Annotated in this window: 11 protein-coding genes; 4 read left to right on the top strand and 7 right to left on the bottom strand. The window is 63.3% G+C overall.

Annotated elements, in window-relative coordinates:
* Positions 1-65 precede the first annotated feature (65 nt).
* From iolB to FRZ40_RS06060, 7 genes are all read right to left on the bottom strand, one after another.
* Positions 66-872, bottom strand: a complete 807-nt coding sequence (iolB, locus tag FRZ40_RS06090) for a 5-deoxy-glucuronate isomerase (RefSeq protein WP_028370528.1) — start codon at positions 870-872, stop codon at positions 66-68.
* Entirely contained in the window at positions 869-1,789 is a 921-nt protein-coding gene (gene iolE, locus FRZ40_RS06085; protein WP_028370527.1) for a myo-inosose-2 dehydratase, read from the bottom strand. The genes iolB and iolE overlap by 4 nt, the downstream gene beginning before the upstream one ends.
* Before the next feature lie 10 nt (positions 1,790-1,799).
* A complete protein-coding gene (gene iolD, locus FRZ40_RS06080) occupies positions 1,800-3,749 on the bottom strand; it encodes a 3D-(3,5/4)-trihydroxycyclohexane-1,2-dione acylhydrolase (decyclizing) (RefSeq protein ID WP_147233634.1) in 1,950 nt (649 codons plus the stop codon).
* Entirely contained in the window at positions 3,746-5,776 is a 2,031-nt protein-coding gene (locus tag FRZ40_RS06075) for a bifunctional 5-dehydro-2-deoxygluconokinase/5-dehydro-2-deoxyphosphogluconate aldolase (protein ID WP_147233633.1), read from the bottom strand. The genes iolD and FRZ40_RS06075 overlap by 4 nt, the downstream gene beginning before the upstream one ends.
* Before the next feature lie 46 nt (positions 5,777-5,822).
* Positions 5,823-6,626, bottom strand: a complete 804-nt coding sequence (locus FRZ40_RS06070) for an ATP-binding cassette domain-containing protein (RefSeq protein ID WP_028370524.1) — start codon at positions 6,624-6,626, stop codon at positions 5,823-5,825.
* Between the two features lie 18 nt (positions 6,627-6,644).
* On the bottom strand, positions 6,645-7,823 hold the full coding sequence (locus FRZ40_RS06065; RefSeq protein WP_028370523.1) for an ABC transporter permease: 1,179 nt from the start codon (positions 7,821-7,823) through the stop codon (positions 6,645-6,647).
* A gap of 315 nt (positions 7,824-8,138) precedes the next feature.
* On the bottom strand, positions 8,139-9,194 hold the full coding sequence (locus FRZ40_RS06060) for a sugar ABC transporter substrate-binding protein (protein WP_028370522.1): 1,056 nt from the start codon (positions 9,192-9,194) through the stop codon (positions 8,139-8,141).
* 282 nt (positions 9,195-9,476) lie between these two features.
* Here FRZ40_RS06060 and FRZ40_RS06055 point away from each other — a divergent pair, with 282 nt between their 5' ends.
* The 4 genes from FRZ40_RS06055 (at position 9,477) to FRZ40_RS06040 (ending at position 12,745) form a co-directional block, all read left to right on the top strand.
* Positions 9,477-10,358: a MurR/RpiR family transcriptional regulator gene (locus FRZ40_RS06055; RefSeq protein ID WP_147233632.1), complete on the top strand. Its 882-nt coding sequence runs from the start codon at positions 9,477-9,479 to the stop codon at positions 10,356-10,358.
* A complete protein-coding gene (gene iolG / locus FRZ40_RS06050) occupies positions 10,351-11,370 on the top strand; it encodes an inositol 2-dehydrogenase (protein WP_147233631.1) in 1,020 nt (339 codons plus the stop codon). The genes FRZ40_RS06055 and iolG overlap by 8 nt, the downstream gene beginning before the upstream one ends.
* The gene (locus FRZ40_RS06045; protein WP_147233630.1) at positions 11,370-12,392 is read left to right on the top strand and encodes a Gfo/Idh/MocA family oxidoreductase; all 1,023 of its coding nucleotides are present in this window, start codon (positions 11,370-11,372) and stop codon (positions 12,390-12,392) included. The genes iolG and FRZ40_RS06045 overlap by 1 nt, the downstream gene beginning before the upstream one ends.
* A 122-nt stretch (positions 12,393-12,514) precedes the next feature.
* Positions 12,515-12,745, top strand: a complete 231-nt coding sequence (locus FRZ40_RS06040; RefSeq protein ID WP_028370519.1) for a sulfurtransferase TusA family protein — start codon at positions 12,515-12,517, stop codon at positions 12,743-12,745.
* The last annotated feature ends 15 nt before the right edge of the window (positions 12,746-12,760 follow it).

Raw genomic sequence — 12,760 nt, 5'->3', positions numbered from 1 at the left:
GCGGATGCCAGCGAAAAAAGCAAAAAGCAAAAAACCCAGACCGGCGACTGCGTCGCAGACAAAAATCACGCTTTGGAATCGCGCTCGATGATCCACTCATGCTTAGGATCATTCCTGAAATGCCAGGTCCTGGCAGGCCCTGCCATAACATTCAGATAATAAGAGTCATACCCGTAGGGAACAACCACAGGATGATACCCACGCGGCACCATCACGACATCGTGATCCTCAACAGCAAGAGACTCATCGATATCACGCGAATCGGTATACACGCGCTGAAACGCAAACCCTTGCGCAGGATTAAGCCGATGATAGTAAGTCTCTTCGAGAGAGCTTTCGGCGGGAACATTGTCCGTATCGTGCTTGTGCGGCGGGTAGCTCGACGAATGCCCGCCCGGCGTGCGAACCTCGACAACGAGTAACGATTCAGCAGGCTCCGTCTGCGGAAGAATATCGCACACGTACCGCGTATTCGCGCCCTTGCCGCGCACCGATCTCTTCATCTGCGAAGGCTCGATCAAACGCGCAGGATACTCGCCCTTCGCAGGCGCGCTGGCTACGCCAACTTCGGCAAAACGATTCGCACGCACCGTCGCCCGCGTATTGGGCGGCAAATAAACCGCAACGGGCGCGCTATCCTCGAACACACTGTCGCGTGATCCAAGCGCAGACCACGTTTGCGCATCGGTTTCGATATCGACGGCACCCGCCATCACCACGATGCACACCTCGCGCGATGCTTCGAGCACATGCACCACTTCATTCGGCTCCATCCGGTACGCAGCGAAACCGACGTACTTCCAGCCCGCCGATTCGGGCGTGACACGCGCGATCGTCTGACCTTCGCGCGACGCTTTCACGAGCAAACTCATGCTGCCTCCTGTGCGACATCGAGGGGCGCGTCGACGAGCGTGCGCAACGTGCGATACCCCTTCTGCGCATAAGCATACGACGGCGCAACGGCAGGGTCCTGCTCCGCCTCGACGACGAGCCAGCCGCGATAGCCGCGACGCTTGAGCGTATCGATGATGGCAGGAAAATCGACAGCGCCGTCGCCCGGCACCGTGAATGCTCCCGCAATCACCGCATCGAGAAAACTCCAGTTGCGATTGCGCGCGAGCTTCATCACGGCAGGTCGCACGTCCTTGCAATGCACATGACATACGCGCCCGATATGCGCGTTCAGCACGGCGAGCGCGTCGCCGCCCGCGAACGTGATGTGACCCGCGTCGAACAGCAGTCCCACGTCGTCAGTCGTCAGTGACATCAGCCGGTCGACGTCGGCGGGCGTTTCGACATACGCGCCCATGTGATGGTGATATGCGACACGCACGCCCTTGCTCAACGTATAGCGGGCAAACGCATTCAGACGCTTCGCATACGTGTTCCATTGCTCGTCCGTGAAAAAGCGCGGCCGCTGATAGAGCGGGAAGGGCGAGCCCTGAATGGTGTTGTGCACTTCGCCGTACACCATCACGGTCGCTCCGTTTTTCGCGAGCAATTCCAGATGTGCATCGGCGGCCCTGCATTCGTCCTCGATACTGCGGCTGAAATCCGCGAGCCGCCCCGAATACCAGCCGGATACGAGCGAGAGATCGTACTGTTTGAATAGCGCCTTCAACGCTTCGGGTTCGCGCGGAAATTTGTTGCCCAGTTCGAAACCCTGATAACCGATTTCGCGCCCCTCCGTAAGCGCGACGTCGAGCGGCGTCTCGCCGCCCAGCGACGGAAGATCGTCGTTCATCCACGACAGAGGATTGATGCCGATGCGTACTTCGAACTGACTCATGTGCGCTTCCTCACTCGTTGTTGCGGCCACGCGCATTCATATGCGCTTCGTAATCGGCGCGTGCGTTGCGCACGCCTTCGCGCGGCGACACTTCGGGCACGGCGACTTCCCACCACCAGCCGCCTTCATCCGTCGTGCGCGCGGCATCGGTGTCGATACAGATCAGATACGTGCGGTCGGCGGCGCGTGCGCGCTGCATCGCCGCTTCCAGTTCCTGCACGTTCGCGACATGCTCGGCCTGCGCGCCCATTGCGCGCGCGTGCGCGGCAAAGTCGATAGCAGGTGCGCCGGGTGCGCCTTGCACGCAGTCGTCGAACATGTTGTTGAACGGCGCACCGCCGCAGGCCTGCTGCAGACGGTTGATGCAGCCATAACCGCGGTTGTCGAGCACGACGACGATCAGCTTCGCGCCGAGCATCACCGAGGTCGCGATCTCGCTGTTCATCATCAGATAGCTGCCGTCGCCGACCATCACGATCACCTCGCGCTCGGGCCGCGCGAGCTTCGCGCCGAGTCCGCCCGCGATCTCGTAACCCATGCACGAATAGCCGTACTCGACGTGATACGCGCCCGGACGTCCCGCTCGCCAGAGCTTATGCAATTCGGCGGGAAGCGTGCCTGCTGCACAGACGACGATATCGTCCGTCGCCGAACGTGCGCCCGAACGCTGCACCGCGCCGATCACGTCGGCGTCGTAGGGGAGTACGCTTTGGCCTTCCTGCGTACGCTGCCGTGCGTGCGTGAGTTTGTGCACGATATCGCGCCATTCGTTTGCGTGCTGTTGTGCACGCGCGGTCCACGATGCGTCCGCTTGCCAGCCTTCCAGCCGCGAGCCCAATGCATCGAGCGCGAGCTTTGCATCGGCCTGCACGATGCAGCCGCGATGCTTGAGGCCATCGAACGCATTCGCGTTGATGCCGATCACCTGCGCCTGCGCGAAGAGCGTGTTCGAGCCTGTCGTGAAGTCCTGCAAACGCGTGCCGACAGCGAGGACGCAATCGGCTTCGTGCGCGAGTTCGTTGGCGCCGGGCGAACCCGTCACGCCAAGCGAGCCGAGATTCAACGGATCGTCCCATGCGAGCGCGCTCTTGCCCGCCTGCGTTTCAGCGACGGGAATGCCGTGCTGCGTCGCGAACGCTTTCAGCGCATCCGTGGCGCGGCCATACAGCACGCCGCCGCCCGCGACGATCATCGGGCGCTTCGCGTTGCGCAGCACGAGCAGCGCATCGTCGAGTTCGTGTTCGACAGGCGCGGGCGCATGACACTTCACGACGCGCGGTTCGAAGAAACGGGCGGGGTAGTCGTAGGCCGTGGCCTGCACGTCTTGCGGCAGCGCCAGCGTGACAGGGCCGCATAGCGCAGCATCCGTCAGCACGCGAATCGCGCGCGGCAACGCATTGAGCAACTGCGCCGGATGCACGATGCGATCGAAGTAACGCGACACGGGTTTGAACGCGTCATTCGCGGAGATGCCGCCGTCGTGGAAATCCTCGACCTGCTGCAACACAGGATCCGGCGCACGCGATACGAAGATGTCGCCGGGCAGCAGCAGCACGGGCAAGCGGTTGACATGCGCGAGCGCCGCCGCCGTCACGAGATTCGTCGCGCCCGGGCCGATCGATGTCGTGACGGCCATCATGCGTCGACGGAAGTGGGTCTTTGCGAAGGCGATCGCGCTATGCGCCATCGCCTGTTCGTTGTGTGCGCGGTAGGTCGGCAGCTCGTGTCGATGCTGATAGAGCGCTTCGCCGAGTCCCGCGACATTCCCATGCCCGAAGATCGCGAACACGCCGCCGAAGAGCGGCTCCGTGCCCGTGCCGTCTTCCGTTTCGACGCGCTGCGCGGCGAGATAGCGGACGACGGCCTGCGCCGCCGTCAGACGGATCGTGCCGTCGGCCTTGGGCTGCGCAGTCGCATCGGGCGACGCTGCGACATCATGATGCAACACGCGCTGATTCATGCCGCCTGCTCCTGATGAACGTTACGCGACGAGCCCGCATGCGATGTGCCGCCCGCGCCCGCCGCCGCGCGATGCTCGCGCCACGAGTGGATCAGTGTTTCGAATGTGCGGCGCACGCGCGCGATCACTTCGTCGTCGCCGATCTCGCCCGCGAGCCACGCATGGCTCGGCTCATAGTGAATCGTGCGGCCCACAGTGAAGCCCTTGCAGGTCTTCGACTGCGCCGCCGCGCGGAAGCCTTCCATCATCTGTTCGACGGGCGCCGACAGGCCGAGCAGCACGACGCCGCGGCAGTACGGATCGCGCTCCTGGATCAGCGCATCGACAGCTTGCCACTGCGACGCGTCCATCGGTTCGAGCTTCCACCATTCCGGATAAATGCCGATGTTGTACAGCCGCTTCAGCGCGCGAAACACGACGTCGGGTCCGCCAGCCAGATGCTTCGGCGGAATTACCTCGAGCAGCAGTTCGTGGCCGGACGCCTGCACGGCATCATAGAGCGCGCGCAGCTGCGCTTCCTGTTCAATGCGCTGTTCGATCGGCTCGTCGGGATGGAACTGCACGAGGCACTTCACGACATGCTCGCGCGGCCAGCTGGTCAGCGTCGTGCCGACCGAGCGGCCATGATCGAACACGAGCGGCACCGAGCCAGGCAATTCCACAGGACGGCCGATCCACCAGCCGCGTCCCGTCGCCTCGTTCAGTGCGTCCTGACCGTAGCGGTCGTCGATCAGCACGGCAACCTTGCCTTGCAAGCCGAGCGCGTCTTCCGTCTGCTTGACGGCTTCGACGAACAGGCGCTTGAGCGCCGAAATGCGCGCCGGGTCCGCACCCGTCTGCTGCGCGAGTTCGAAGAACTGATTGCGATGATCGAATGCGAAGCCCAGCACTTCGTCATAAGTCTTGCGCGCGGGCGTCACGCGATGCAACCGTGCGAGCGTCGCGTCGCGATCTGGACGCCGCATGCGTGCCGGGTCCGCTTTCGCTTCGCGCAGGAAGTAGTCGAGTTCGGCGGGCGTCGGCATCGCGGGCGCGCAGCCGTGGCGCGACACGACGAGCGCGCCGCTTGCGTTCGCCGAACGCGCGCACGCTTCGAGCGGCTCGTCGCGCAGCCAGCCCGACAGGAAACCCGACGCGAACGCATCGCCCGCGCCGAGCACGTTCAATACTTCGACTTCGACGCCGCCTTGAACCGGCGCGTCGTCGATGGAAGCGGGCACGTCGCCTTCGATGATCTGGCAGCCGAGCGGCCCGCGCTTCACGACGAGCGTCGCGGGCGTGACCTTGCGCACCTGCGCGAGCGAGTCGATCAGCGAGTCCATGCCGCCCGCGATGCGAAACTCTTCTTCCGTGCCGATCACGAGGTCGAAGAGGGGCAGGATGCTCTGGATGTGCGCGCTGACGCCGTCATTCGCGACGAAGCGCGTCTCGCCGTCGGCCTTGCCCGTGAGTCCCCACAATACGGGGCGATAGTCGATGTCGAGCACGGTGCGCACGTCGTTGCGCCGCGCGTAGTCGAGCGCGCGGCGGCTCGTGCGGTTCACCTGTGCCGTCGAAAAGTGCGTGCCCGTAATGAGCAGCGCTTTCGACGACGCGATGTAAGCCTCGTCGAAGTCGTTTTCATCGACGGCCATGTCCGCGCAGTTCTCGCGATAGAAAATCAGCGGGAACGTGTCGCGGTCTTTCAGGCCGAGCAGCACGAGAGCCGTCAGACGCTCATGATCGACGCGCACGTGCTCGACGTCGCAGCCTTCCTTCGTGAGCGTCTCGGTGAGAAAGCGGCCCATGTGGTCGTTGCCGACGCGCGCGAGCATCGACGCGTTCAGGCCGAGCCGCGCGCAGCCGAACGCGATGTTCGCCGACGAGCCGCCCAGATACTTCGCGAAGCTCGCGACGTCTTCGAGGCGCGAGCCGACCTGCTGCGCGTACAGATCGACGGCTAGCCGTCCGAGGCAGATGATGTCGCGGCTGCGGCCCGCCGCGAAGCGGCTCGCGCCGCGAGCCGTGGGTGTGCTGGTAAGAGCCATGTGTGTGTCCCGGTTGTGCTGTAGGCAAAAAGGAGAGCGCCAGGGCTCAGATTTCCGCGCCTTCCAGTTCGCTGATCATCTTCTGCATCTCCGCGCCGCCTGCCATCATGTCGAGCACTTCGTCCTTCGTGATCGTCTCTTTCGTGTACGTGCCCATCGACTTGCCGCGATTGAGCAGCGTGAACGAATCGCCGATGGGATACGCGTGGTGCACGTTGTGCGTGATAAAGATCACGGAGATGCCTTTCGCGCGCGCCTTGTGAATCAGTTTCAGCACGTTGAAGCTCTGCTTGACGCCGAGCGCTGCCGTCGGTTCGTCGAGAATCAGCACGCGCGCGCCGAAGTGGATCGCTCGCGCGATCGCGAGACATTGCCGCTCGCCGCCCGACATCGTGCCGATCGGCTGATGCGGATCGCGCACCATGATGCCCATTTCGGCGAGCTTGTCGCGGGCGATGCGCGCGCTCGTGTCGAGGTCCATCACGTTGACGAGACCGAACAGCTTCTTCTGCGGCTCGCGGCCCATGAAGAAGTTGCGCGCGACGGAGAGGAGCGGCACCAGCGCGAGATCCTGATAGACGGTGGCGATGCCCATATCGAGCGCATCGCTCGGCGATTCGAAGTTCACCTTCTTGCCGTCCACCAGATAGTCGCCGGAAGAGGGCTGGTGCACGCCCGCGAGCGTCTTGATGAGCGTCGACTTGCCTGCGCCGTTGTCGCCCAGCAGGCAGTGAACTTCGCCGCGCTTCAGACGCAGCGTGACGCCTGACAGCGCGATCACCTTGCCGAAATACTTGCTGACGTTTTCGAGCGACAGGATGACGTCGTCTTGCTTGAGAGTGTCGGACATGATCGTTTCCCCTGTCGATTACGACTGCGCCACGCGGCGGCGCACATAATGGTTGAACAGCACCGCGATCAGCAGCATCACGCCGAGGAATACGCGGAACCAGTCGGAACTGACGTTCGTATAGGTGATGCCGATCTGCACGACGCCGAAGATCAGCGCGCCGAAGCAGGCGCCCACGACCGACCCGTAACCGCCCGTCAGCAGCGTGCCGCCGATCACGGCAGCGATGATCGCTTCGAATTCCTTTTGCAGGCCGCGGTCGGCGGCAGCGGAACCGATGTCGCACACCTGCAGCACGGCGAACAGACACGAGCAGAAAGCCGTCAGCACGAAGAGGGAGATCTTCACGCGGCGCACGGGCACGCCGACATTTTTCGCGGCATTCGCATCGCCGCCCACGGCGAGCATCCAGTTGCCGTAGCGCGTCTTCGCGAGGACGAACGCACCCACCGCAGCCAGCGCGAACCACCACAGCAGCACTTTCGGAATGCCGGGGACGAGCGGCTGGCCGTTGTCGAGCAGCGCGCCGATGCCCATGTGCGCGAGGCTCGTGAAGAGGCCATGAAGCGCGACGCCATGAAACAGGAAATTGGTCACGGCATCGGACTGCGCGAGATCGCCGACACCGGAGATGATCGTGCGGTCCGCGACCATGATCGACAGCGCGAGCGTCAGGCCGCGCAGAATGAAGAGGAACGCGAGCGTGACGATGAACGAGGGCAGGCGCGTGCGCATCACGAGATAGCCGTTCAGCGCGCCAAGTGCCATCGAGCCGGCGAACGCGAAGATGATGGCGGCCCAGATCGGCCAGTGAAAGTAGACGGAGGGTATCGCGACCATCATGCCCGCAAAGCCGATCATCGAGCCGATGGAAAGATCGAACTCGCCGGCGATCATCAGCAGGCACGCGCCGACGGCGAGAATGCCGAGATACGCGGACACCTGCGACCAGTTCATCACGCCGTCGAGGTTGAACATCCCCGAGCCGCCCGCGCTGATCGCGAAGACGAGGAACACCAGCACGGTGCCGGAGATCGCGGCGAATTCCGGCCGGTTCAGCACATGGCCGAAGAACGATTCCTTGCGGATGCGTTCGTCAGCGGGGTTCGCCGGTGCGGTGGATTGCGCAGCGGTGTTCGACGCGTCGTTCGGTGCGTCTTGACCATGCGATGGAAAGTGTTTGCCGGCTACGCCCATGATGTCTCCAATGTCGGCCCAAGTTAGCGCTTTAGCGCTTACCTGGGCCCCATGCAGGTTAGTGCGGTCGGCCCAAGTTAGCGCTTTAGCGCTTACCTGGGCCCCATGCACGTTAGTGCGGTTGGTCCATTCGGCTCTGCCGCGCGGTTTCACTCGTGAGAGTGGCGAGAGTCGCGCGGAAAGCCGGTAAAGATCGCGGTCGGGGCGCCCGACGATGGCGGCTGTCATTGCGCAAAAAAAAGCGTGCAAAGGTCCGCCGGGGTCGCGCGATGCTGGCGCGCCCGGTACCGCGTATTGGCTAAAGAAATCAGTCGGTCAGCGGTACTGGCCCGCGTACTTGATGACCTTGTCGATATTCGCCTTCGTGATGAAGCCCGGACCGGAACGGATGTTCTTCGGCCCATACGACGGCTCGAGGCCGTAGGTTTGCAGGCGCTCCTTGAACTTCGGATTGGCCTGCAGGATCTGCCGGATCTTCGTCGGATCGGTCGTGTGTTCTTTCTTCACGATCGCGAGCACCGCGACGGCGATATAGCCTTGCAGATACGGCTGCTGATCGATCGCGAACTGGATCGTGCCGTCCTGGATGCCCTTCGCGATGTCGTCCGAGAAGTCGAACGTCGCGAAGTAGATCTTGCCCGCGAGGCCCATCTGCTGCACGGCCTTGATCGTCGCCGAAGCGGGCGTCGGTCCAAGCGTCAGGACGGCGCCCGTGTTCGGATGGTTGCGCAGATAGGCGCTGACCTTCGACTGGATTTCCGTCGGATCCTGGCCCGAGTCGATCGTCGAGGTCTTGTAGTTCACGCCGAGCGCATCGGCGAAACCGCGGCAACGCTCGAACGACACGACGTTGGTCGCGAAGTGGTTCACGCACAGGAACGACTTCACGCCGGCAGCCTTGGCCTTTTCGCCCGCGGCCTTGCCCGCCACGTATTCGGGCTGGCCGATGTGCATGATCGCGCCAAGCTGCGCGCTCTGCTCTTCCGTGCCGGAGTTGATGGTGACGAGCGGAATCTTCTTGCCCGTGACCTTGCCGAGCGAGCTCTTCAGCACGTCGAAATCGGCGATGGTCACGATCACGCCGTCATAGTTGCGCGCGGCCGCCTGCTCGATCAGGCGCGACATGTCGGCGAGATCGCCGTTGGGCGGGTTGCGGTAGTCGGTTTCGACGTTGAAATCTTCGTCGGCCTGCTTGATCGCATTCTTGATGGTGTTCCACCACGAGTCCGAGTCCGGCGCATGGCTGATCAGCACGAACTTCGCGTCCGCCGCCTGTGCCGTCGATGCCGCCGTCATCGCGCCGATGCCCGCCGCCAGCGTCAGCGCTGCTGCCAGAACCTTGAACGAAGCCTTGCCTTTGCAAAGTCTCATTGTCTCCACCTTTGTCTGTTCGTATTTGAGGGGAACGTCTGACGCTTTGCGAGGTGATGCCGGCTCGCCATTGCGTCATCGCTCAGGACCAAGAGTAGGCCAGTTTTCCAACTCGTGCAATGAAAATTGCACGTCAAAGAAAAATGGAAAATTCATTCCATTTACTTTCGGTAATGCCTATACTCGGCAACGTCGGGGCGGTGCGTTTCCGTCCCTTGCGCTCCGCGGGAGCGCGTTGCGGAGCACGGTTTTGCGCTGCAAAAAAACACAGAGGTCAGGACCATGCCGGAAGACAGCACAGAAGAGTTGCCGAGCGTCGAAGAATTGATGCAGCGCATCGCGGAGAACTACGAGTCGTTGCCGCGTCAGTTGAAGAGCGTCGCGACGTATATCGAGCAGCACCGCTCGAGCGTGATGGTGGATCGCACCAGCGATATCGCGCTGAGTTGCGGCGTGCATCCGTCCGCCGTGGTGCGCTTCGCGCAGCGTTTCGGCTTCTCGGGCTTTTCCGATCTGCAGGCTGTGTTTCGCCAGGCTTATACGACGCAGGGCGGTTCGGCGCAGAGCTATCAGCAGCGTATCCGCAAGCTGATCGACGAGAAACCGGGGCGGCTGTCGGGCGGCAGTGTCGCGCGCGAATTCATGGCGGCGTGCCGCGACGGTCTGGACGAACTCGAAGGCTCGCTCGACGACGCGCAGTTCGACGCCGCCGTGAAGATGCTGCAGCAGGCGGACAACATCTATGTGATCGGCGTGCGGCGTTCGTTTCCCGTGGCGAGCTACATCGTCTATGCGTTGCAGCACACGCCGAAGCGCGTGCATCTCGTGTCGGGTTTCGGCGGGATGTATCGCGAGCAGATTCGCAGCGTGAAGAAGGGCGACGTCGTCATCGCGATCAGCTTCGCGCCGTACGGCAAGGAGACGCAGTATTGCCTGCGCGTCGCGCATCACCATCAGGCGAAGACGCTCGTCATTACGGATAGCCAGCTGTCGCCGCTCGCGCGCTACGCGAGCACGCAGCTGTATGTGAAAGAGGGCAGCGCGTTTGCGTTCCGCTCGCTGACCAGCACGATCTGCCTGTGCCAGGCGCTGTTCATCGCGCTCGCGTACAAGCTCGAATTGAACGTAGAAGAGTCGACAGACACTGGAGGATACGATGACTGAAGTGACAGGCAAGACGATCGACGTGGCAGTGTTCGGCGCGGGGCGCATCGGCAAGATTCATGCGTCCAATCTCGCGCGGCAGCCGGGCGTGCGGCTCAAGTATGTGGTCGACGTGAATCGCGAGGCAGCCGCTGCATTGGCCGCGCAATATGGCGCGCAGGTGGCGGATATCGACGGCGCGATGGGCGATGCGTCGGTCGGCGCGACGGTGATCTGTTCGAGCACCGACACGCACGCCGATCTGATCCTGCAATCGGCGGCGCAGAAGAAGCATGTGTTCTGCGAGAAGCCCGTCGATCTGACGTTGGAGCGCGCACGCGCCTGCGCCGATGCCGTCGCGAAAGCGGGTGTCGTGTGCATGATCGGCTTTCAGCGCCGCTTCGATCCGACGTTTGCCGCGCTGAAGGCGCGCATCGACGCGGGCGAGATCGGCACGCCGGAAATGCTCGTCGTGACGAGCCGCGATCCCGGCGCACCGCCCGTCGAGTACATCAAGCACTCGGGCGGCATCTTCAAGGACATGCTGATTCACGACTTCGACATCTTTCGCTGGATTCTCGACGACGACGCCGAGACGGTGCATGCGACGGGCAGCTGCCTGTCCGATCCCGCGATCGCCGAAGCGGGCGATATCGATTCGACGGCCGTGACGATCCGCACGAAGCGCGGCCGCCTGTGCCAGATCAACACGGCTCGCCGCGCCGCGTATGGCTATGACCAGCGCTTCGAGGTGCTGGGCAGTGAAGGGATGCTGCAGGCGGGCAACGTGCGTCCGACGGAAGTGACGGCGTACTCGAAGACGGCGGTGTCGAGCGACGTGCCCGAGCACTTCTTCCTCGAACGCTATCGCGCTGCGTATGCGCTCGAAATCGCGCATTTCTTCGAGGCCGTCACACAGGGCAAGCCGGTGCGCACGACGGTCGCCGATGGCCTGAAGGCACTGGAACTCGCCGAAGCCGCGACGCGTTCATGGCGCGAAGGGCGCGCGGTCAAGCTCAACGAGGCGCTGTGATGAGCGGCGGACCGTTGCGGATCGGTATCGTCGGCCTGGGGCGCCTCGGCAAGCGGCACGCGGAGAATCTCGCGTACCGCGTGTCGGGCGCGGCGCTCGTCGCCGCGTGCAGCCCCGTCGAGGAGGAGCGCGAGTGGGCGCGCAATACGCTGCCGGCGCCGCGTCTTTACGACGATTACGGCGCACTGCTCGACGATCGCGATGTGGATGCCGTGTGGCTCGTCACCCCGTCCGCGCTGCACGCGCAGCAGATCGTCGATGCGTTGCGCGCGGGCAAGCATGTGTTTTGCGAGAAGCCGCTGTCGCTCGATCTCGCGGAGTGTGAGCGCGTGATCGCCGAGGCGCAGCGTCATCCGCAGTTGCAGGCGACGATCGGTTTCATGCGGCGTTTCGACCCTAGCTATCGCGACGCGTTCGAGAAGATCGGGGCGGGTGCGATCGGCAGGCCGTTCATGGTGCGCTCGCAGACTTGCGATCAGAACGATCCCGAGGGCTTTTTCGTGCGCTTTGCGCCCACGTCGGGCGGGATTTTTCTCGATTGCACGGTGCACGATATCGACGTCGCGCGCTGGCTGCTCGGCATGCCGAAGGCGAAGCGCGTCTACGCGAGCGGCGTGATCGCGCTGCACGAGGGGTTGCGCGAGTTCGGCGATGTCGACAACGGCGTGGCGATCTGCGAGTTCGAGGGCGGACGCATGGCGATGTTCTATGCGTCGCGCACGCTGGCGCATGGCAACGACACGGGCAGCGAGGTGATCGGCACGGCGGGCGCGCTGTATGTCGGACGGAATCCGCGCCTGAATCGCGTCGAAATCGCCGATGCGAGCGGGATTCGCAACGAGTGCACGCCGACGTTCTTCGACCGGTTCGAGGATGCGTTCCTGCATGAAGCGCGGGCGTTCGTCGCGGCTGTCAGGGAAGGGCGGCAAAGCGGGGCGACGTTGGCCGATGCGATGGAGGCGACACGGATCGGCTATGCGTTGCGCGAGTCGCTTTCAAGCGGGCGGGCCGTCGATCTGTGATTGTTGCGGGCGCGTCCGGGTTTTCGCCGCCTGGGCGCGCTTGCAGCGCTTACGCTAGAATTTGAGCCTTCTGCATGGCGCCGAGCGCGCCGCCTCGCCTCGGAAGGTCATCGTCGATGGAAATTCAGATTCACAAGGAAGTGGATGCGCGCGGGTTGAACTGCCCGCTGCCGATTCTGCGCGCCAAGAAGGCGCTGGCTGATATGCAAAGTGGCCAGATTCTCAAGGTGCTGGCTACAGATCCCGGCTCGCAGCGGGATTTTGCTGCTTTCTCCAAGCAGACAGGGAATGAGATCGTCGAGAGTTCGACTACGTCGGATAAGGTGTTTGTGTTTTTGATGCGGAGGCGGTGAAGGTTTTTTTGTCTG

Source organism: Paraburkholderia azotifigens, from assembly GCF_007995085.1.
Classification (GTDB): domain Bacteria; phylum Pseudomonadota; class Gammaproteobacteria; order Burkholderiales; family Burkholderiaceae; genus Paraburkholderia; species Paraburkholderia azotifigens.
Note: the sequence above shows the minus strand (reverse complement) of the source record. Positions and strands in the feature narration are given on the sequence as shown.